Origin of the sequence: Ensifer canadensis, from assembly GCF_017488845.2 — a bacterium.
In the GTDB taxonomy this organism is placed as follows: Bacteria; Pseudomonadota; Alphaproteobacteria; order Rhizobiales; family Rhizobiaceae; genus Ensifer; species Ensifer canadensis.
Genome location: NZ_CP083370.1, coordinates 1,061,080 through 1,080,670, shown reverse-complemented (window position 1 = coordinate 1,080,670; position 19,591 = coordinate 1,061,080). Strand labels below are relative to the sequence as shown.

Below are 19,591 nucleotides of genomic sequence, written 5' to 3'. Positions count from 1 at the left end.
ACGGGCCGGAAACGTAACCCCGCTTTTCCCAAGATTTGCGGAACGTTTTTCTGCGTTCTCACGAACGCTATTCCGGAACATTCAGATATGGATATCTCACGCGCTGAGCAGCGCATTCTTCATCATTTGGCCCAAGGCGGCCGTATCGAAATTACCCGCGACGACAAGACGATCATCGACATCAGATGCTTCACGCGCGACGGATGGGTCTATCCGGGCTTCGACCTCGAACTCTTCCGCAAGCTGAAGCGCAAGAAAGCGATCTCGTCATCGGCCGGCAAACCCTATCGCATCACCGAGCGGGGCTTGCGCCTGGTCCGGTCGGAACTCAACAATCGCTGATCGGCGAAACCATGAGGATGCCGGGTATCGCCCGGCATTTTCTCCAGCCCTTACGGTATGCCGCGATTAGGGATCGTATCTCTTATCACCTAGCGGCCGTAAAGGCCGAGATCGGTAACAGCAAGCGGCTTGCCCAGCCCGATGTACTCGACATCGCGATCAAGCTTGGGCGCATAGGAGGTCGACAGCCAGGTGACCCCGTAGCCGTGTTTGCGGAAGAAGCCGATGGCTGCTGTGTTCTTGGCGTGCGTCTTGGTTTTCGCTGCGTCGAAGCCGTCGTTTGAGATGCGAAGCTCAATGTCGGCGAGCAGACGACCGCCGAGCCCCCGCCTCTGGGCTTCCGGCTCGATCCACAGATCGGAGATCATCTCGTCGAAGTTCTCGCGAGCGGCCCAGCCACGCGGCCGGCCATCAACTTCGATCAGCGAAACGGAGAGCCAATGATTGGCAAGAAAATCGCCAAAGGCGTTCTCCGCCAGGCGCCTCATCCGACCGACATCGGCAAGGCCGACAATCGCCCCTTCCCAGGCGCGAAGGCCTACGGCCGTGAGAGCACCAACCTCATCCTCTCGAGCATGACGGATCACGGGCATGGCGCGGCCCCCCTCTCCGCGTCACTGAAGCGTCGCGCGTCATGTGTGACGCGTCAAGGACGCTGGCTGACACACCAGTCGCGGCGATCGCGGCGCAGCACGCTTGCGGTGCTGCGCCGTTAGCGTTTTACCACCACTTGGTGGGCGCGAAACGACCGGCTGCCTGCTCGATCACATGGGCGGTCTTGAAGAGGGTCTCTTCCTCGAACGGCTTGCCGATCAGTTGCAGACCAAGCGGCAGGCCCTTGTGATCGACGCCGCCGGGAACGGCGATGCCCGGCAGGCCGGCCATGTTGACCGTCACCGTAAAGATGTCGTTGAGGTACATCTTGACCGGATCCGATGCGAGATCCTCGTCGGCGATGCCGAACGCGGAGGACGGTGTCGCCGGCGTCAGGATCGCGTCGACGCCCGCATGGAAAGCGAGTTCAAAGTCGCGCTTGATCAACGTGCGAACCTTCTGGGCGCGCAGGTAGTAGGCGTCGTAATAGCCGGCAGAAAGCACATAGGTGCCGATCATGATGCGGCGCTTGACCTCCTGGCCGAAGCCGGCTGCGCGGGTCTTCTCGTACATGTCGACGATGTCCTTGCCGTCGACGCGCAGGCCGTAGCGGACGCCATCGTAGCGGGCAAGATTCGAAGACGCTTCGGCCGGAGCGACGATGTAGTAAGCCGGCAGCGCGTATTTGGTGTGCGGAAGCGTGATGTCGACGATCTCGGCACCGGCATCCTTAAGCCAGGCGATACCCTGCTGCCACAGGGCTTCGATCTCTTCCGGCATGCCGTCTACCCGGTATTCGCGCGGAATACCGATCTTCATGCCCTTGATCGACTGTCCGATCGAAGCTTCGTAGTTCGGCACCGGCAGATCGACGGAGGTCGTGTCCTTGGCGTCGACGCTTGCCATCGACTTCAGAAGGATCGCGGCGTCGCGCACGTCACGGGCAATCGGGCCGGCCTGATCGAGCGACGACGCAAAGGCGACGACGCCCCAGCGCGAGCAGCGGCCATAGGTCGGCTTGATGCCGACGGTGCCGGTGAAGGCGGCCGGCTGACGGATGGAGCCACCGGTATCGGTTGCGGTCGCACCGGCGCACAGATGCGCGGCGACGGCAGCGGCCGAGCCGCCCGACGAGCCGCCCGGGACCAGATCGAGGTTGGAGCCCTTGGCGCGCCAGGGGTTCTTCACGGCACCGTAGTAAGAGGTTTCGTTGGAGGAGCCCATGGCGAACTCGTCCATGTTGAGCTTGCCGAGCATCACGGCGCCGTCGTTCCAGAGGTTCTGGGTCACGGTCGATTCGTAGCGCGGGGCGAAACCATCGAGAATGTGGCTGCAGGCCTGCGTGTGCACGCCTTCGGTACCGAACAGATCCTTGATGCCCAGCGGAATGCCTTCGAGCGCGCCGGCCTTGCCGGCCGCGATGCGCGCGTCCGATGCCTTGGCCATTTCGCGCGCCTTGTCCGGCGTGACGGCGATATAGGCATTGATCGCTTCATTGGCGGAATCGATCGCCGCGATATAGGCGTCGGTCAGTTCAACGGCGGTGATTTCCTTGGCGACAAGCTTGGTGCGGGCTTCGGCGATCGTAAGGCTGGTGAGTTCGGTCATGATGAAATCGGACTTTCGCAATCAGGGACGCCGGGCGCAATCAGGGACGCCGGGGCGGCAGGTGGTCGGATTATTCGACGACCTTCGGGACGAGGAAAAAGTTGCGATCGGTATTGGGAGCATTGGCAACGATATCGTCGGCCTTGCTGCCATCGGACACGACGTCAAGGCGCTTCTTCATGTCCATCGGCGTCACCGACGTCATCGGTTCTACGCCATCGACATTCACTTCGGAGAGTTGCTCGACGAAACCAAGGATGCCGTTGATTTCGCCCACCATTCGCGTGGCTTCATCTTCACTGACGGCGATGCGGGCGAGGCGCGCGACGCGCTTCACGGTGGCAAGGTCTACGGACATGGTCGTCTCCGGTATCTGGAACTTTCCCCCGCTATAATGGTGCGCGGCGAGGCGCGCAACGGGGGAATCGCCCGATCGCTCGCCTGCCGCGGTGCTGACGGCCTTCGCCGTCAGACGGTCACTACGCCACCGACGGCCGGTGTTGCCACTTTGGTCGAGGCGCTGTCCATGCCGACGACGAAGTTTTCCGGCGTCTGATCGATGATCGGGAAGGATCCGTAGTGGCAGGGAATGGCGGTCGAGAACTTGAAATAGCGCTGGCAGGCAAGTGCGGCCACGGCGCCTCCCATGGTGAACCGGTCGCCGATTGGAACGAGGCCGATCTCCGGCTGGTGCAATTCCTCTACCAGAGCCATGTCCGAAAAGATGTCCGTGTCGCCCATATGGTAGAGCGTCGGTTCATCCTCGAAATGCAGAACGAGGCCGTTAGCACTGCCGAGCGAATGCGAAACGCCGTCTTCGGTAATCTGTGCCGAAGAATGCAGCGCATTGACGAAAGTGGCGGAAAAGCCGGCGAGATGAATGGTGCCGCCGGTGTTGCCCGGCTCCATCGCCGAAACGCCCTGGCGCCCAAGCCACATGCAGAGATCGAAGTTCGCAACGACCACGGCTCCCGTTTCCTTGGCGATTGCGACGGTGTCGCCGACATGATCGCCATGACCGTGCGTCAGCAGAATATGGGTGAGCCCGGTCGTCACCTCCTTGCGCTCGCTGTCGAGGAAGGCCGGGTTGCCGGTGAAGAAGGGATCGATCAGGATCTTCGACGTTGCCGTTTCGATGTGGAAAGCGGAATGGCCGAGCCATTTGATCTTCATGACATTCTCCCAGATGATTTGCGCCTTGGACCAGCTATATGGAACGGATCGAACACCTGCAAAGATCGAATCGGCAAATCAAATGACAATTCTGACCATCGAAGAGCTCGCGAGCCAGCTTCAGCCCAACCAGGCCATCGCCGGCCTCGATCTCGGCACCAAGACGATCGGCATCTCGGTGTCCGACCTTGGACGCCGGATCGCAACGCCGCGCGAGGTGATCCGGCGGGTCAAATTCGGCATCGATGCGGTGACGCTTCTGGCAGTGGCCGAGAAGGAACGGGTTGCGGCCCTTATCATCGGCCTGCCGGTCAACATGGACGGCAGCGAAGGGCCCCGGTGTCAGGCGACCCGCGCTTTCGTGCGAAACATGGTCGAGAAGACGCCCCTGCCCTTCGTCTACTGGGATGAGCGGCTTTCGACCGTCGCGGCCGAACGGGTGCTGATTGAAATGGACGTATCACGCAAGAAGCGGGCCGAGCGCATCGACTCGGCTGCCGCATCCTTCATTCTTCAAGGGGCGCTCGACAGGCTGGCGTCCCTTGCCAGGGACGGCGCTTCGGCCGACTGAGCGGCCACTGCACCAAAGCAGCGGCGATACCAGACTGCAAGCTCACGACGCTTGCGGAAGGCGATGATGCCGAAAACGATGAAGCTGTCGACAATGATGGCGCGGGCGACGAGCGGCGGAATGCTTTCCGGCGGAATGCCGAGCACGTTGCCGTAGACCTGGAAGACCAGGTCATGGGTCTGGCGCGTCAGCATGAAGAATCCGAAGCTCATGTCGTAGTAGGAAAGGCCGTACCAGGCGGCCAAAAACATGACGGGGCATGCCCACAGGATCAGAAACCACTTCATGCGGCCCCCCTTTCCGATATGCGTCGATAGAACAATGGATAGATCGCGCGGTCTGCCAGTACCAAGGCAAGCAGAACCATTGCGGGAACCACGATATCGAGCGCCAGTCCGGCGAAAAACATCATCATGATGATCAAAAGACCAGTTCTCACCGAACCGCTCCCTTCCGGATCTCTTTGCGTTACCCAACCACTGTCCACGCTCGCCGGCGGTCACGCAATGTAAACCACTTGTTAAGGTTAATTTTCACAGGCTCCTGTCCGACTGCAGCCAGCCCGACCCGCCAAGGCGCTGCAAAGCTTGAAACGCACGGCGCGATTTCGTCTTAAATTGATTCCGGCTCGAGGGATTATGCAGTAACGGTGGGCTCCTCTCCCGCTCAGGCCCCGTCATGATCATCGTCTTTGAAAGTATCCTTCCCATCTTCCTTCTGGTGCTGCTCGGCGCATGGCTGAAACGCACGACGCTGGTCGATCAGAACCTTTGGCTGGGCCTCGAACAGTTCGGCTATTACATTCTCTTCCCCGCCCTCTTGTTCTCCACGCTGGCCCAGGCCGATTTTTCCGGCATGAAGGCGGACGCCAGGGCGATCGCCACGATCGGCAGTGTCAGCCTGATGTCGATCTTTGTCCTCTTCCTCTGGCCGCTGTTTCGAAACAGAGAGGTTTCGGGCGCCTCCTTCACCTCGGTCTTCCAGACGGCGACGCGGTGGAACGGCTTCATGGCACTGGCGATCGCACAGAAACTCTATGGACCGATCGGGCTGACGCTGACGGCGCTGGTGATGACCCTCGTGATCATCCCGATCAATCTCTACAACGTCGGCGTGCTGGTTTGGTTCGGGGGCGGCAACCGGGATTTCCGGCGTTTCTTTGCCAAGATCGCTACCAATCCGTTAATCGTCGCATCGGTGCTGGGCATCGTGTTCAACCGGATGGGCATAACTGTCTACGGGCCGGTGATGACGACCATCGACATGCTGGCAAGCGCCTCGCTCAGCCTCGGGCTCGTTATGGTCGGTGCCGGATTGCGGGTGTCGGACGCACTGAAGCCGAGTGGATCGGCGATGTTGGCAGTCTTCCTGAAGCTGATCACGATGCCGGTGTTCATGGTGGGTGCCAGCTTCCTGCTCGGCATCCGCGGCGATGCGTTGTGCGTCATTGCGCTCGGCGCTGCCGTTCCGACCGCGATGAACGGCTATCTGCTCGCCAAACAGATGGGCGGCGACGCAGAGCTCTACGCGGCGGTGGCGACGGTTCAGACCGTCGTCTCCTTCTTCACGATCCCGCTGGTGCTGTCGGTGACCGCCTATGTGGCGGCCGGATAGAGCAGGTCGAGGATGTAGGCCGAATCGAAGCGCGAATCGAGCATGCCGTAGGTGGACCGCCAGCCGGCGGCAAGGCGCGATTCGAGGAAGGCGTCGGCGATGCGGCCGGCCCCGAGCCGATAGAGTTCGGCAGCCGCCGCTGCCAGAGCCAGTTGCTCGACCAGCATGCGGGCGGCCCCTTCGTCGCGCTCGCAGAGCGACATCGCCGCACGCAGCACGTCGATCGTCTTGCGACCGGCAGGCCCGAGATCGCGGCTCAGCACGGCAAACAGCTGTTCGAAGAGATCCTTGCGCTTAAGCAGAACGCGAAGCACATCCAGCGCCATGACGTTGCCCGAGCCTTCCCAGATCGCGTTGACCGGCGCCTCGCGATAATGCCGCGCCAGCGCCCGCTCTTCGACGTAGCCGTTGCCACCGAGGCATTCCATCGCTTCATAGATCAGCGCCGGGGCGATCTTGCAGCACCAGTATTTTGCGACCGGCGTCATGATGCGCGCATAGGCCGCCTCTTCGGCACTGCCGTGCGCCTTGTCGAAGGCATCGGCGAGGCGGAACGACAGGGCACTGGCGGCGGCGACGTCGAGCGCCATATCGGCGAGGACCCGGGTCATCATCGGCTGGCCGACGAGCGGCTTGCCGAAAACCTTGCGGCCACGCGTGTGGTGGACGGCCTCGGCGAGCGATGCCCGCATGATGCCGGCGGACGCCAGCGCGCAATCGAGACGCGTCAGCGTCACCATGTCGAGAATAGTGCGGATACCGGCATCGGGCGCGCCGAGCACGAAACCGAATGTGTCGGAAAACTCGACTTCGGAGGATGCGTTGGAGCGGTTGCCGAGCTTGTCCTTCAGGCGTTGGAAGCGCAGGCCGTTGGCGCTCCCGTCTTCAAGCAGCCTCGGTACAAGGAAGCAGCCGAGCCCGTCGCGGGTCTGCGCCAGCATGACGAAGGCGTCGCTCATCGGCGCCGACATGAACCACTTGTGGCCGTTCAGGCGGTAGATACCCTCGCCGACACGCTCTGCGGTCGAAGTGTTGGCGCGCACATCGGTGCCGCCCTGCTTTTCCGTCATGCCCATGCCGACGGTAACGGCAGACTTCTGCATCCACGGCTTGTTGGACGAATCGTATTTGCGCGACAGGATCTTCGGCGCCCATTCCTTCTGCACGGCGGGCGAGGCGGTGATCGCGGCAAGCGATGCACTTGTCATCGTCAGCGGGCAAAGATGGCCGCATTCCAGCTGGGCCGTCAGGTAGAAACGGATCGCCCGCGTCTTGTGCGACTGATTGCGCTCGTCAGGCAGGTTCTCCCAGGCGGATGCGTGCAGGCCCGAGGTCATGGAGCGTCGCATCAGCGCATGCCAGGCCGGATGGAACTCGACGACATCGAGGCGCTCGCCGCGTGGGCCATGCGTCTTCAGCTTCGGTACGCCTTCGTTCGCCATGCGCGCGAGTTCCTGCGCCTCCGGCGAGGTCACGTAGCGCCCGAGCGTACCGAACTCGTCGCGCAGGGCCTTCGGCATGCCCGACGTGATGTCCACGACCAGCGGATCGGAACGATAGGCATTGATGCCGGACCAGGGCTTGGGCTGGTTCAGCTCGGCGAGTTTCTGTTCGGTCCGGTTCATCTGATTCATGGGCCGGTTCTAGCGCAACTTTGCCGACCACGAAACGGGGCCAGGGAAAGATAGGATGCCGCACCCAAGTTTTCTGCGGAAGGGCCCGCGCAACGCTTGCCGTGCCGGGGGTCACGTCTTATAGAGCGAGCCACATTCCAGAGCGCAAGGGCGGCCCATGACCACTTTCCCGCATCGCCACCTGCTCGGCATCAAAGGTCTTACGGAGCAGGATATCACCTACCTGCTCGATCGTGCCGATGAAGCCGTCAAGATCTCCCGTCAGAGAGAGAAGAAGACGTCCACCCTTCGAGGGATGACGCAGATCAATCTCTTCTTTGAAGCGTCCACCAGGACGCAATCCTCCTTCGAGCTAGCGGGCAAACGGCTCGGCGCCGACGTGATGAACATGTCGGTCGGCAACTCGTCGGTGAAAAAGGGCGAAACGCTGATCGATACGGCGATGACGCTCAACGCCATGCACCCCGACGTGCTGGTCGTGCGCCATTCGTCCGCGGGTGCGGCCGCACTTCTGGCCCACAAGGTTTCCTGCTCCGTGGTCAATGCCGGCGATGGCCAGCACGAACATCCGACCCAGGCCCTGCTCGATGCACTGACGATCCGCCGCATCAAGGGCAAGCTCTCGCGCATCATCGTGGCGATCTGCGGCGACGTGCTGCATTCGCGTGTCGCCCGCTCCAACATCCTTCTGCTCAACCAGATGGGCGCGAGGGTGCGGGTCGTCGCACCGGCAACGCTGCTTCCCTCTGGGATCGCCGACATGGGCGTTGAGGTCTACCACTCGATGGCCGAGGGACTGAAGGATGCAGATGTGGTGATGATGCTGCGCCTGCAGCGCGAGCGCATGGCCGGCTCCTTCGTGCCTTCGGTGCGCGAATATTTCCACTACTACGGCCTCGATGCCGAAAAGCTCAAGGCAGCCAAGGACGACGCGCTCGTCATGCACCCGGGCCCAATGAACCGCGGCGTCGAGATCGCGTCCGAAATCGCCGATGGGCCGCAGAGCGTAATCGAGCAGCAGGTTGAAATGGGTGTCGCCGTGCGCATGGCGGTGATGGAAACGCTTCTTCTTTCGCAGAACCAGGGGCCGCGCGTATGACCAGACCGCTCGTTCTTAGGAACCTTCGCATCGTCGATCCGTCCCGCAACCTCGACGAAACCGGCACGATCATCGTCGGTGATGATGGCCGTATCCTGGCCGCAGGCAAGGATGCCCTCAATCAGGGAACGCCTGTTGGCGCCTTCGTCAAGGATTGCGACGGACTAACGGCCGTTCCGGGCCTCGTCGACGCGCGCGTCTTCGTCGGCGAGCCGGGCGCCGAGCACCGCGAAACGATCGAATCGGCTTCGCGCGCAGCAGCCGTCGGCGGTGTGACCTCCTTCATTTCGATGCCGGACACGGATCCTGTCATCGACGACATCGCGCTTGTCGAATTCATGCAGAAGACGGCCCGCGACAAGGCGCTCGTCAATGTCTATCCGGCGGCCGCGATGACCAAGGGTCTCGCCGGCGAAGAGATGACCGAGTTCGGTCTGCTGCGGGAGGCAGGTGCGGTCTGCTTCACCAACGGACGCAAGGCGATTCACGATACGCTGATGCTGCGCCGCGCCATGACCTATGCCCGCGAGTTCGGCGCGGTGATCGCGCTCGAAACGCGCGACAAGTATCTCGGCGCCAACGGCGTGATGAACGAGGGCCTGCTTGCCAGCTGGCTCGGTCTTGCCGGTGTGCCGCGCGAGGCGGAAATCATCCCGCTCGAGCGCGACCTGCGTATCGCCGGCCTCACCAAGGCCGCCTACCACGCCGCCAACATCTCGGTTCCCGAATCCGCCGAAGCCGTTCTGACCGCCCGCAACCGCGGCGCCAACGTCACCTGCGGCATCTCTATCAACCATCTGACGCTCAACGAGAACGACATCGGTGAATACCGGACCTTCTTCAAGCTCTCGCCGCCGCTGCGCCGCGAGGACGACCGCGTCGCGATGGCGGAAGCTCTTGCCAACGGCACCATCGACATCATCGTTTCCTCGCATGATCCGCAGGATGTCGACACCAAGCGCCTGCCCTTCTCCGACGCGGAAAATGGCGCGATCGGGCTCGAGACGATGCTAGCCGCAGCGCTTCGCCTGCATAACAGCGGCCAGGTTCCGCTGATGCGCCTCATCGACGCGATGTCGACGCGTCCGGCGGCGATCTTCGGGCTTGATGCCGGCTCGCTGAAGCCGGGTGCCAAGGCCGACATCACCGTCATCGATCTCGAAGAGCCTTGGGTCCTCTACAAGGAAGCGATCGTTTCACGATCGAAGAACACGCCATTCGAAAATGCGCGCTTTACCGGACGGGTTGTGCAAACCTATGTTGCCGGCAAGCTTGTGCATTCGGCATAAGCGACAGCAGTCGCGCGGGAGGAATCGGTGGATCTTTTTTCCTGGCAGCTTGGACTGCCTTCGACAGCCTTGAGCCTTGCCTTCGGCTATCTGCTCGGCTCGATCCCCTTCGGGCTGATCCTGACCCGCATGGCCGGCCTCGGTGACGTTCGCAAGATCGGCTCGGGCAATATCGGCGCCACCAATGTCCTGCGAACCGGCAACAAGAAGCTTGCCGCGGCAACCCTGCTGCTTGACGCCCTGAAAGGCACGGCGGCAGCCGCTATCGCATCGCTTTGGGGTGTCGAAGCCGGTATCGCCGCAGGTCTTGCCGCCTTCCTCGGCCATCTCTACCCGGTCTGGCTCGGCTTCAAGGGCGGCAAGGGCGTCGCTACCTATATCGGCGTGCTGCTGGGCCTCGTGCCCTGGATGGTTCTCGTCTTTGCGGCGATCTGGCTGGCGATGGCGAAAATTAGCCGTTACTCTTCGCTATCGGCGCTGGTTGCAACTGCAGTCATTCCGGTTGTACTCTACCTGACAGGACACGAGAAAGTCGCCCTGCTGTTTGCGGTCATGACCCTGATTACATGGGTGAAACATCGCGCCAATATCCAGCGGCTCATCGCGGGCACCGAAAGCAGGATCGGAGACAAGGGATAATGTTGAACGTCAGTGCAAAGCGAACCGGAGTTGCACTGACCGAACGACAGAAGATTTCCTGGCTGCGGCTGATCCGCAGCGATAATGTCGGCCCCGTAACGTTCCGCGATCTCATCAATCACTTCGGCACGGCTGACGCCGCACTTGACGCCTTGCCCGAACTATCGCGGCGCGGCGCCGGGGCGCGGACGTTCCGCGTCGCCACTATCGCCGAAGCGGAACGGGAGCTCGAAATAGCGCACCGCTTCGGCGCGACCTTCGTCGGTATCGGCGAACCAAATTATCCTTTCGCCCTTCGCCAGATCGATGGCGCTCCACCGCTTCTGGCGGTCAAAGGCAACCTCGACGCCGCGGCACGATCGTCTCTCGGCATCGTCGGCTCGCGCAACGCCTCGGTCAGCGGTGCCAAGTTCGCAGCGATGATCGCGCGCGATGCCGGTCGTGCCGGTTATGTGATCACGTCAGGGCTGGCGCGCGGCATCGACACCGCCGCCCATCGAGCAAGCCTGGAAAGCGGAACGATCGCGGTGCTTGCGGGCGGTATCGACCGACCCTATCCACCGGAAAATGTCGGGCTGCTCAACGATATCATGTCAGGCCAGGGCCTGGCCGTGAGCGAAATGCCGTTCGGCTGGGAGCCGCGGGCTCGCGATTTCCCGAGGCGCAACCGTCTGATCGCCGGCATCAGTCTCGGCGTGGCGATCGTCGAGGCAGCCAACCGCTCGGGCTCACTGATCACGGCCCGCTACGCCGCCGATTTCGGCCGACTGGTATTTGCCGTTCCCGGCTCGCCGCTCGACCCACGCTGCCACGGAACCAATGGTCTGCTCAAACAGGGCGCGATCGTCACGACGACGTCGGACGATGTTCTCGACGCCCTTGCGCCTCTCAGCCAATACAGGCTGCCCTTGGCGGCAGGGGCCGAAGAGCCCGGCCATGCAGCCCCGTCGAGACAGCCGGTGCCGCTCGCTGACGGCGACCGGGCAACGATCATCGACGCGCTCGGCCCGACACCGGCCGAAATCGACGATGTCATCCGCCACACTGGACAGCCTGCAGCGGAAGTCTACCTCGTGCTGCTCGAGCTTGACCTTGCCGGACGCCTCAGCCGCCATGCTGGCGGACTGGTGTCGCTCAATGCGGAGCAATAAAACTTCTTGTTTGCGCACGATCCAGTCGGCAACCGGCAACACAAAAGCACATTCGCAGATACGAAGAAAACACGAGCGACTCAATCGGAAAGAGATATAATTATCTATTCTCGCAATGGCTGCATAACGCAGCCCTGTCGCTATTTTGAATGAAACCCCTTGACCCCGCTCGAATCCCTGTCCATTTCGGGGCATCGATATTCGGCGATGCTCAGTGCAAACCGCGCTGACGCAGGACCAAACCCGGTTGTCTCAGAAAAATGACGATGAATGTTGTAGTGGTGGAATCGCCTTCGAAGGCAAAGACGATCAACAAGTACCTCGGCCCAGGCTACAAGGTTCTTGCCTCGTTCGGCCATGTGCGGGATCTGCCTGCCAAGGACGGCTCGGTTCGTCCTGACGAAGATTTTGAGATGTCCTGGGAGGTCGACGCCGCGTCGGCCAAACGCATGAAGGATATTGCCGATGCCGTGAAGGCAGCGGACGGCCTCATCCTCGCGACCGACCCGGATCGCGAAGGCGAAGCGATCTCCTGGCATGTGCTCGATCTTCTCAGGAAGAAAAAGGTGTTGGGTGACAAGCCGGTCAAGCGTGTGGCCTTCAACGCCATCACCAAGAAGGCCGTGCTTGACGCGATCGCCCATCCGCGTGACCTCGATATTCCGCTTGTTGATGCGTATCTGGCGCGCCGTGCACTCGACTATCTCGTCGGCTTCAACCTGTCGCCGGTACTTTGGCGTAAGCTCCCCGGCGCCCGCTCTGCCGGCCGCGTTCAGTCCGTCACGCTGCGGCTGGTCTGCGATCGCGAAGCGGAAATCGAACGGTTCATCTCCGAAGAATACTGGAACCTGTCGGCGCTCTTGAAGACGCCGCGCGGTGACGAGTTCGAGGCACGGCTCGTTTCGGCGGACGGAAAGCGACTGGCTCCACGTGCGGTCGGCAACGGCGAGGAAGCCAACCGGCTAAAGACCCTGCTCGATGGCGCAACCTATGTCGTCGACAGCATCGAGGCAAAGCCGGTCAAGCGGAACCCCTCGCCGCCATTCACCACTTCGACGCTACAGCAGGCTGCGTCATCGAAGCTCGGCTTCTCCGCCTCCCGCACCATGCAGGTTGCGCAGAAGCTCTATGAAGGTGTTGATATCGGCGGCGAAACCGTCGGTCTGATCACCTACATGCGTACCGACGGTGTGCAGATGGCGCCCGAATCGATCGAGGCCGCACGTGAGGCGATCGGCAGCCAGTTCGGCAACCGCTACCTGCCGGAAAAGCCACGCCTCTACTCTACCAAGGCGAAAAACGCCCAGGAAGCGCACGAGGCCATTCGCCCGACCGACTTCAACCGGACGCCCGACCAGGTCCGCCGCTTCCTCGACGGCGATATGCTGAAGCTTTACGATCTTGTCTGGAAGCGCGGCATCGCCAGCCAGATGGCGTCTGCCGAGATCGAACGTACGACCGCCGAGATTACCGCCGATAACGGTGGCAACAAGGCTGGCCTGCGCGCCACCGGTTCGGTCATTCGTTTCGACGGCTTCATCGCCGCCTATACGGACGCCAAGGAAGACGGCGAGCAGACCGATGACGGCGACGAAGATGGTCGCCTGCCGGAGATCAACGCGCGCGAAAGCCTGGCAAAGAAGAAGATCAATGCTTCGCAGCATTTCACCGAGCCGCCGCCGCGCTACTCGGAAGCAACGCTGATCAAGAAGATGGAAGAGCTCGGCATCGGCCGTCCATCGACCTATGCCGCGACGGTAACGACGCTGCTCGACCGCGACTACATCACCAACGACAAGCGCAAGCTCGTGCCCCAGGCCAAGGGACGGCTCGTCACGGCGTTTCTCGAAAGCTTCTTCACGCGCTACGTCGGGTACGACTTCACGGCGTCGCTCGAAGAAAAGCTCGACCAGGTCTCGGCTGGCGAGGTCAACTGGAAGGACGTTCTTCGCGACTTCTGGAAGGATTTCTTCGCGCAGATCGAGGAAACCAAGGAACTGCGCGTAACCAACGTGCTCGACGCGCTGAACGAGGAACTGGCACCGCTGGTGTTCCCCAAGCGCGAAGACGGCAGCGATCCGCGCATCTGCCAGGTTTGCGGCACCGGCAAGCTGTCGCTGAAACTCGGCAAGTACGGCGCCTTCGTCGGCTGCTCGAACTACCCCGAGTGCAACTTCACCCGCCAGCTTTCGTCCGACGGCAACAGCGATGCCGAGGCTTCGGTCTCGAACGAGCCGCAGGCGCTCGGCAAGGATCCGCACACCGGCGAGGAAATCACGCTGCGCAGCGGCCGTTTCGGTCCCTATGTCCAGCGCGGCGACGGCAAGGAAGCCAAGCGTTCGAGCCTGCCCAAGGGCTGGACGCCATCCTCCATCGACCATGAGAAGGCCGTCGCCCTGCTCTCGCTGCCGCGCGATATCGGCGCGCACCCCGAAACCGGCAAGATGATCTCGTCGGGTCTTGGCCGCTACGGACCCTTCGTGCTGCATGACGGCACCTATGCGAACCTCGAATCGATCGAAGACGTCTTCTCGATCGGTCTGAACCGCGCCGTTTCCGTGATTGCCGACAAGCAATCCAAGGCCGGTGCCGGTCGTGGCCGTGGCGCCGCGGTCGCGCTGAAGGAACTGGGCGACCATACGGAAGGCGGCGCAATCACCGTCCGCGACGGCCGCTACGGGCCCTATGTCAACTGGGGCAAGATCAACGCGACCTTGCCGCAAGGCAAGGATCCGCAATCGGTAACGGTCGAAGAGGCGCTCGCCCTCATTGCCGAGCGTGCAGCCAAGAGCGGCACCGGCAAGGGCAAGGCGACGAAGGCAAAGACGACGAAGTCTTCCAAGGCTGCGACAGACGGCGCCACCAAGAAGACGACCAAGGCCAAGGCGCCTGCCAAGGCAAAACCAAAGACGGCCGCGAAGGCCAAGAAGGACTGACCTTGACCAGAATACCGCGCGACCCGACCGAAAGATCCGGAAAAGGCTCCGGCAGGAAAGAGGGCCGCGCGGCAAAGGCCGCGCCGGCGTCGGAGAAAACCTCGATCATCCACGGTGCGGTTCCCCCGCGCGATGTGCTGATGCGCTTCATCGCCGAGAATCCGGAACGCGCCTCCAAGCGAGAAATTGCCAAAGCATTCGGTCTCAAGGGCGACACGCGCGTCGAACTCAAGGCGCTGCTGCGTTCGTTGGAAGCAGACGGGCTGGTCGAGAAGAAGCGCAAGTCGCTCGTGCGTCCGGGCGCCCTTCCCCCGGTTACCGTGCTCGATATCACCATGCGCGACGTTGACGGCGAACTGATCGGCCGCCCGGCCGAATGGCTGGATGACGATGGCGTCGCACCGGCAGTGCTGATCAAGCAGTCGACTGTCGGCAAGGACAAGGGTAAGACGCCGGTCGGCGGCCTCGGCGACCGCGTGCTTGCAAAGATCTTCCCGGCCAAGGACCGTGGCGGCCCAGCCTATACCGCACGCATCATCAAGGTGCTCGATAAGCGCCGGGACGCCGTCCTCGGCGTCTTCCGCGCCACGCCGGGTGGCGGCGGGCGCCTGATGCCGATCGAAAAGCGCGGCGAGGAAATCCTTGTTGATCCGGACTTCGTCGGCGACGCCAAGGACGGCGATCTCATCGAAGTCCAACTGACGCGCCTTGGCCGCTACGGCCTGCCGCGCGCTCAGGTTCAAAACGTCGTCGGTTCGGTCGCTTCGGAAAAGGCGATCTCGATGATCGCCATCTATGCCCACGGCATCCCGCACGTCTTTCCGGAACGCGCTCTGAACGAAGCGGAAGACGCCGGCCCGGCCACCATGGCGCATCGGGAAGACTGGCGCTCGCTGCCGCTGATCACCATCGACCCGGCCGATGCGAAGGACCACGACGATGCTGTTCACGCGGAGCCGGACCCGTCGGAGGACAATCCGGGCGGCGTCATCGTCACCGTCGCGATTGCCGACGTCTCCTGGTACGTCCGGCCGAAATCGGCACTTGACCTCGAAGCGTTGAAGCGCGGCAACTCGGTCTATTTCCCGGACCGAGTCGTTCCGATGCTGCCGGAGCGGATCTCCAACGACCTCTGCTCGCTCAAGGAAGGCGTCGACCGGCCGGCGCTCGCCGTGCGCATGCGCTTTTCCAAGGAGGGCCGCAAGGCGGGCCACACCTTCCATCGCATCATGATGAAGAGCGCGGCCAAGCTTTCCTACCAGCAGGCCCAGGCCGCCATTGACGGCAATCCCGACGACAAGACCGGCCCGATCCTCGACACGATCCTGAAGCCGCTGTGGGAGGCCTATCGCACGCTCACGCGCGGTCGTGACCGCCGCCAGCCGCTCGAGTTGAACATGCCCGAGCGCAAGATCATCTTGAAGCCCGACGGCACCGTCGATCGCGTCTTCGTGCCGGACCGCCTCGACGCGCACAAGCTGATCGAAGAAATGATGATCCAGGCGAACGTCGCCGCCGCCGAGACGCTCGAGCAGAAGCGCCAGGTGCTGATCTACCGGGTGCACGACCAGCCGTCGCTGGCCAAGCAGGAGAGCCTGCGCGAGTTCCTGGCCACGCTCGACATCGCGCTGGTCAAGGGCGGCAACATGCGCTCGAACCACTTCAACGGCATCCTGTCCAAGGCCGAAGGCAAGCCGTTCGAAACCATGGTCAACGAGATGGTGCTGCGCTCCCAGAGCCAGGCGATCTACAGCCCTGAGAACATCGGCCATTTCGGCCTCAACCTGTTGAAATATGCGCATTTCACTTCGCCGATCCGGCGCTACGCCGATCTGATCGTGCACCGAGCGCTGGTCGCCTCGCTCGGTCTTGGCGAAGGCGGTCTCACGCCGCAGGAAGAGGCGGTGCTCGACGATATCGCCGCTGAGATCTCGACCTTCGAGCGCCGGGCCATGGCCGCCGAGCGCGATACTGTCGACCGGCTGATCGCCCATCATCTGAACGGCCGCATCGGCGAGGAATTCGAAGGCCGTGTTGCCGGCGTCACCAAGGCGGGACTTTTTGTCACCCTGCCGGCCTATGGCGCCAACGGGTTCGTACCTATATCTACGCTCGGACGAGACTACTTCATCTATGATGAAGCGCATCAGGCCCTTTCCGGCGAAAAGACCGGTCTCGGCTTTCGTCTCGGCGATCAGGTGCAGGTCAAATTGGTCGAAGCCGTACCGCTTGCCGGCGCGCTTCGCTTCGAGATGATCAGCGAAGGACGGAAAATGCCGACCGCCACGCGCTCCTTCCACAAATCGGGGCGTCGTGATCGCTCGAGCCCGCGCAAGACGCCGGGTACACGACCGCCGCGCGGAAAGCGCTAGAGCATGTCGCGCAAAAGTGTTCATCGCTTTTGCGATGACGGCATGCGCAAAAACAAGAGCTTAAAGCGCAGCAAGCGGATCTGAAAGATCGCGATGCGCTTTAGGCCACGACATGTGGCCGGCGGCTTCGACAAGGAGAGAATGCAGATGATGGCAACGGACAAGGAAACGCTTCACCTCGGTGGTCATGCAGCCGATGAACGTCCCGTCGGTCGATCCATGCGTCGCGGCTTTTTCGGCACGTGCCCGGCCTGTGGCAGCGGCAAGCTCTTCCGCAGCTATGTCAAAGCCGTCGATGCCTGCGCGGCCTGCGGCGAGCGTATGGACCACCAGCGCGCCGACGACTTTCCACCCTATATCGTCGTCACCATCGTCGGCCATCTGGTGCTTGGCGGCTACATGATGACCGACTTGATCCTGCCGCTGACGACGTGGCAGCACCTTGCCATCTGGACGCCGATTACGCTGATCAGTTCGCTTGCGCTGCTGCAGCCGATCAAGGGCGCTGTCATCGGCCTGCAATGGGCGCTGAGGATGCACGGCTTCGGTGGACAGGAGGACACGCCCGAGGACGTCCTGCCTGTGCGAGATCCCTCCGCATGACGTCAGGACGCGAAAGCGTCACCTTGGCCCCCGACACGCCTGAGCGGCGCGCAAGGCCGCGTGACGCAGCGTCGATCATGCTGCTCGACCGCTCCGGCGACGGCGTACGCGTGCTGATGGGCCGGCGCAGCAGTGCGCATGTCTTCATGCCCGATCTCTATGTCTTTCCCGGCGGGCGCCGAGACCCGACCGACCATCGCCTCGCGTTCTCCAGTGATCTCAACCCCGCCGTCCTGCAGGCGCTGAAAAGCGTCCGGGGGGCACCCGTAAGCGACTCTCGTGCAAGAGCACTGGCGCTGGCGGCGCTCCGAGAACTCTACGAGGAAGCCGGTGTTCCCTTGGGCACGCCGCATGCAAAGGCGGAAGCGCCACTGCCCTTTCTTCCAGATCTCGCAAACTTGCGCTATATGGCTCGGGCCATTACTCCTCCGGGACACTCGAGGCGGTTCGATACACGCTTCTTCGCGATCTTCGCGGACGAAGCCGAAGTCGATACATCACGGGTTCTGGAAAGCCGGGAGCTCCAGGATTTGCAGTGGATCGATGTCAACGACCTCCCCTCGCTCCGGATACCGGAGATAACCGCAATCATCCTTTCGGATTTGAGAAGCGGCCTTAACACGGACCCGACGCTACCCTATGAGCGCTCCGTGCCCTTCTATTTCGCGCGCCGTGGGCGGCTCATCCGCACGCTTCTCTAAGGACCACCGTCGCATGTCACAGCCGACGCCCGGGTGCCCAGCACCGGTTGAGGAAATTCACTGGCCGTCGCTGATCGCGGCGGTCTCCGCCATCAGCGCCGTCGGCATCGCCATCGGCCTCGGCCTACCGCTGCTTTCGAGCATCATGGAGAACCGCGGCATCTCGTCGACGCTGATTGGTCTCAATTCGGCGATGGCCGGCGTGGCCTCCATGGTCGCGGCTTCCTTCACGACCAAATTCGCCCATCGCCACGGTGTTGCGCCGACGATGCTCTGGGCCGTCCTGCTCGCCGCAATCAGCGCCTTCGGCTTTTACTACATTACCAACTTCTGGCTCTGGTTTCCGCTGCGGGTCGTCTTCCATGGCGCCATTACCGTACTCTTCATCCTCTCCGAATTCTGGATCAACGCCACCGCCCCGCCAGCGAAACGGGGCTTCGTCCTCGGCATCTACGGCACGGTTCTATCCCTCGGCTTCCTGAGCGGGCCGCTGCTCTTCTCGATCCTCGGCAGCGAGGGTGTCTTGCCCTTCGTGGTCGGCGCCGGTGTCATTCTGCTCGCGGCCGTGCCAATCTTCCTCGCGCGGGACGAGAGCCCTGTCATCGACGAAAAGCCCGACCGCCATTTCATGCGCTACATCTTCCTGGTGCCGACCGCGACCGCCGCCGTCTTCATCTTCGGCGCGGTCGAATCGGGCGGGTTGTCGCTCTTTACGGTCTACGGGACACGATCGGGGTTCACCGAATCACAGGCGGCGCTGCTGCTGACCGTGATGGGCATCGGCAATTTCATCTTCCAGATTCCGCTCGGCATGCTGTCAGACCAGATCAAGGATAAGCGCACATTGCTGACGGCCATGACCGTTATCGGCCTCATTGGCGCCCTCTGTCTGCCGATGCTGGTGGAAAGCTGGTTCCTGATGGCGATCATTCTGTTGTTCTGGGGGGGCTGCGTCTCTGGTCTCTACACGGTCGGCCTCAGCCATCTCGGCTCGCGCCTGCAGGGCTCCGACCTTGCCGCGGCCAATGCGGCGTTCGTTTTCTCCTATGCGGTCGGCACGGTGGCCGGGCCGCAGGTGATCGGCGCATCGATGGATGTGGCTGGCAACAACGGTTTTGCCTGGGCGATTGCCGGGTTTTTCGGCCTTTACGTCGCGCTTTCGGTTGTAAGGATCGTTTTGAATCCAAAACGGTCTTGACTTTTCGGCCGCGATTTGTAGTTTCGCGCCAACCTTGCCCGTGGCCCGCAACCGGTTGTCCACGGCT

Annotated in this window: 19 protein-coding genes; 12 read left to right on the top strand and 7 right to left on the bottom strand. The window is 62.3% G+C overall.

All coding sequences use genetic code 11. The features are described 5' to 3' along the window. Positions 1-87 precede the first annotated feature (87 nt). The gene (locus tag J3R84_RS05235; RefSeq protein WP_025426628.1) at positions 88-342 is read left to right on the top strand and encodes a YjhX family toxin; all 255 of its coding nucleotides are present in this window, start codon (positions 88-90) and stop codon (positions 340-342) included. 89 nt (positions 343-431) lie between these two features. Here the strand turns inward: J3R84_RS05235 and J3R84_RS05230 are convergent, their stop codons facing one another. From J3R84_RS05230 to J3R84_RS05215, 4 genes are all read right to left on the bottom strand, one after another. Continuing rightward, positions 432-935 carry a GNAT family N-acetyltransferase gene (locus tag J3R84_RS05230; protein WP_025426627.1) on the bottom strand — a complete coding sequence of 168 codons (504 nt, stop codon included), beginning with the start codon at positions 933-935 and terminating at the stop codon, positions 432-434. 127 nt (positions 936-1,062) lie between these two features. Further along, positions 1,063-2,544, bottom strand: coding sequence for an Asp-tRNA(Asn)/Glu-tRNA(Gln) amidotransferase subunit GatA (gatA, locus tag J3R84_RS05225; protein WP_025426626.1), 1,482 nt, complete (start codon positions 2,542-2,544; stop codon positions 1,063-1,065). A 70-nt stretch (positions 2,545-2,614) separates the two neighbouring features. Further along, on the bottom strand, positions 2,615-2,902 hold the full coding sequence (gene gatC / locus J3R84_RS05220; RefSeq protein ID WP_025426625.1) for an Asp-tRNA(Asn)/Glu-tRNA(Gln) amidotransferase subunit GatC: 288 nt from the start codon (positions 2,900-2,902) through the stop codon (positions 2,615-2,617). A gap of 110 nt (positions 2,903-3,012) precedes the next feature. After that, positions 3,013-3,717 (bottom strand): metal-dependent hydrolase, encoded by a 705-nt coding sequence (locus tag J3R84_RS05215; RefSeq protein ID WP_025426624.1) that lies wholly within the window; start codon positions 3,715-3,717, stop codon positions 3,013-3,015. Between the two features lie 82 nt (positions 3,718-3,799). On the opposite strand from J3R84_RS05215, the gene ruvX reads away from it, so the two are divergent. Then, a complete protein-coding gene (ruvX, locus tag J3R84_RS05210; protein WP_025426623.1) occupies positions 3,800-4,288 on the top strand; it encodes a Holliday junction resolvase RuvX in 489 nt (162 codons plus the stop codon). Here ruvX and J3R84_RS05205 read toward each other — a convergent pair. Beyond that, positions 4,231-4,575 (bottom strand): DUF6105 family protein, encoded by a 345-nt coding sequence (locus J3R84_RS05205; RefSeq protein ID WP_025426622.1) that lies wholly within the window; start codon positions 4,573-4,575, stop codon positions 4,231-4,233. The genes ruvX and J3R84_RS05205 overlap by 58 nt on opposite strands. Next, a complete protein-coding gene (locus tag J3R84_RS05200; protein ID WP_156407888.1) occupies positions 4,572-4,727 on the bottom strand; it encodes a hypothetical protein in 156 nt (51 codons plus the stop codon). Before J3R84_RS05200 ends, J3R84_RS05205 begins: the two co-directional genes overlap by 4 nt. Positions 4,728-4,966: 239 nt before the next feature. Between J3R84_RS05200 and J3R84_RS05195 the strand changes: the two genes are divergently transcribed. Further along, on the top strand, positions 4,967-5,902 hold the full coding sequence (locus tag J3R84_RS05195) for an AEC family transporter (RefSeq protein WP_203527276.1): 936 nt from the start codon (positions 4,967-4,969) through the stop codon (positions 5,900-5,902). Here the strand turns inward: J3R84_RS05195 and J3R84_RS05190 are convergent. After that, positions 5,884-7,536 (bottom strand): acyl-CoA dehydrogenase family protein, encoded by a 1,653-nt coding sequence (locus J3R84_RS05190; RefSeq protein ID WP_025426620.1) that lies wholly within the window; start codon positions 7,534-7,536, stop codon positions 5,884-5,886. The genes J3R84_RS05195 and J3R84_RS05190 overlap by 19 nt on opposite strands. Before the next feature lie 157 nt (positions 7,537-7,693). Between J3R84_RS05190 and J3R84_RS05185 the strand changes: the two genes are divergently transcribed. The 9 genes from J3R84_RS05185 (at position 7,694) to J3R84_RS05145 (ending at position 19,524) form a co-directional block, all read left to right on the top strand. After that, positions 7,694-8,635, top strand: a complete 942-nt coding sequence (locus J3R84_RS05185; protein WP_025426619.1) for an aspartate carbamoyltransferase catalytic subunit — start codon at positions 7,694-7,696, stop codon at positions 8,633-8,635. Continuing rightward, positions 8,632-9,924 (top strand): dihydroorotase, encoded by a 1,293-nt coding sequence (locus tag J3R84_RS05180; protein WP_025426618.1) that lies wholly within the window; start codon positions 8,632-8,634, stop codon positions 9,922-9,924. The genes J3R84_RS05185 and J3R84_RS05180 overlap by 4 nt, the downstream gene beginning before the upstream one ends. A 27-nt stretch (positions 9,925-9,951) precedes the next feature. Next, positions 9,952-10,563, top strand: coding sequence for a glycerol-3-phosphate 1-O-acyltransferase PlsY (plsY, locus tag J3R84_RS05175; RefSeq protein WP_025426617.1), 612 nt, complete (start codon positions 9,952-9,954; stop codon positions 10,561-10,563). Beyond that, on the top strand, positions 10,563-11,714 hold the full coding sequence (gene dprA, locus J3R84_RS05170) for a DNA-processing protein DprA (RefSeq protein WP_203527278.1): 1,152 nt from the start codon (positions 10,563-10,565) through the stop codon (positions 11,712-11,714). The genes plsY and dprA overlap by 1 nt, the downstream gene beginning before the upstream one ends. Before the next feature lie 266 nt (positions 11,715-11,980). Continuing rightward, entirely contained in the window at positions 11,981-14,650 is a 2,670-nt protein-coding gene (gene topA, locus J3R84_RS05165; protein WP_203527280.1) for a type I DNA topoisomerase, read from the top strand. A gap of 2 nt (positions 14,651-14,652) precedes the next feature. Next, complete coding sequence (rnr, locus tag J3R84_RS05160) at positions 14,653-17,022, top strand: ribonuclease R (protein ID WP_025426615.1); 2,370 nt, start codon at positions 14,653-14,655, stop codon at positions 17,020-17,022. Positions 17,023-17,163: 141 nt separating this feature from the next. Beyond that, positions 17,164-17,625: a DUF983 domain-containing protein gene (locus tag J3R84_RS05155; RefSeq protein WP_107027590.1), complete on the top strand. Its 462-nt coding sequence runs from the start codon at positions 17,164-17,166 to the stop codon at positions 17,623-17,625. Then, positions 17,622-18,326, top strand: a complete 705-nt coding sequence (locus tag J3R84_RS05150) for an NUDIX hydrolase (RefSeq protein ID WP_025426613.1) — start codon at positions 17,622-17,624, stop codon at positions 18,324-18,326. The genes J3R84_RS05155 and J3R84_RS05150 overlap by 4 nt, the downstream gene beginning before the upstream one ends. A 13-nt stretch (positions 18,327-18,339) precedes the next feature. Further along, positions 18,340-19,524, top strand: coding sequence for an MFS transporter (locus J3R84_RS05145; RefSeq protein WP_025426612.1), 1,185 nt, complete (start codon positions 18,340-18,342; stop codon positions 19,522-19,524). The last annotated feature ends 67 nt before the right edge of the window (positions 19,525-19,591 follow it).

Coding starts and splice junctions, on each gene's coding strand:
- ruvX (WP_025426623.1), top strand. CDS start 3,800: ATGACAATTCTGACCATCGAAGAGCTCGCGAGCCAGCTTCAGCCCAAC.
- gatA (WP_025426626.1), bottom strand. CDS start 2,544: ATGACCGAACTCACCAGCCTTACGATCGCCGAAGCCCGCACCAAGCTT.
- gatC (WP_025426625.1), bottom strand. CDS start 2,902: ATGTCCGTAGACCTTGCCACCGTGAAGCGCGTCGCGCGCCTCGCCCGC.
- topA (WP_203527280.1), top strand. CDS start 11,981: ATGAATGTTGTAGTGGTGGAATCGCCTTCGAAGGCAAAGACGATCAAC.
- J3R84_RS05230 (WP_025426627.1), bottom strand. CDS start 935: ATGCCCGTGATCCGTCATGCTCGAGAGGATGAGGTTGGTGCTCTCACG.
- J3R84_RS05195 (WP_203527276.1), top strand. CDS start 4,967: ATGATCATCGTCTTTGAAAGTATCCTTCCCATCTTCCTTCTGGTGCTG.
- J3R84_RS05155 (WP_107027590.1), top strand. CDS start 17,164: ATGCAGATGATGGCAACGGACAAGGAAACGCTTCACCTCGGTGGTCAT.
- J3R84_RS05180 (WP_025426618.1), top strand. CDS start 8,632: ATGACCAGACCGCTCGTTCTTAGGAACCTTCGCATCGTCGATCCGTCC.
- J3R84_RS05190 (WP_025426620.1), bottom strand. CDS start 7,536: ATGAATCAGATGAACCGGACCGAACAGAAACTCGCCGAGCTGAACCAG.
- dprA (WP_203527278.1), top strand. CDS start 10,563: ATGTTGAACGTCAGTGCAAAGCGAACCGGAGTTGCACTGACCGAACGA.
- J3R84_RS05150 (WP_025426613.1), top strand. CDS start 17,622: ATGACGTCAGGACGCGAAAGCGTCACCTTGGCCCCCGACACGCCTGAG.
- J3R84_RS05235 (WP_025426628.1), top strand. CDS start 88: ATGGATATCTCACGCGCTGAGCAGCGCATTCTTCATCATTTGGCCCAA.
- J3R84_RS05185 (WP_025426619.1), top strand. CDS start 7,694: ATGACCACTTTCCCGCATCGCCACCTGCTCGGCATCAAAGGTCTTACG.
- J3R84_RS05215 (WP_025426624.1), bottom strand. CDS start 3,717: ATGAAGATCAAATGGCTCGGCCATTCCGCTTTCCACATCGAAACGGCA.
- J3R84_RS05205 (WP_025426622.1), bottom strand. CDS start 4,575: ATGAAGTGGTTTCTGATCCTGTGGGCATGCCCCGTCATGTTTTTGGCC.
- J3R84_RS05145 (WP_025426612.1), top strand. CDS start 18,340: ATGTCACAGCCGACGCCCGGGTGCCCAGCACCGGTTGAGGAAATTCAC.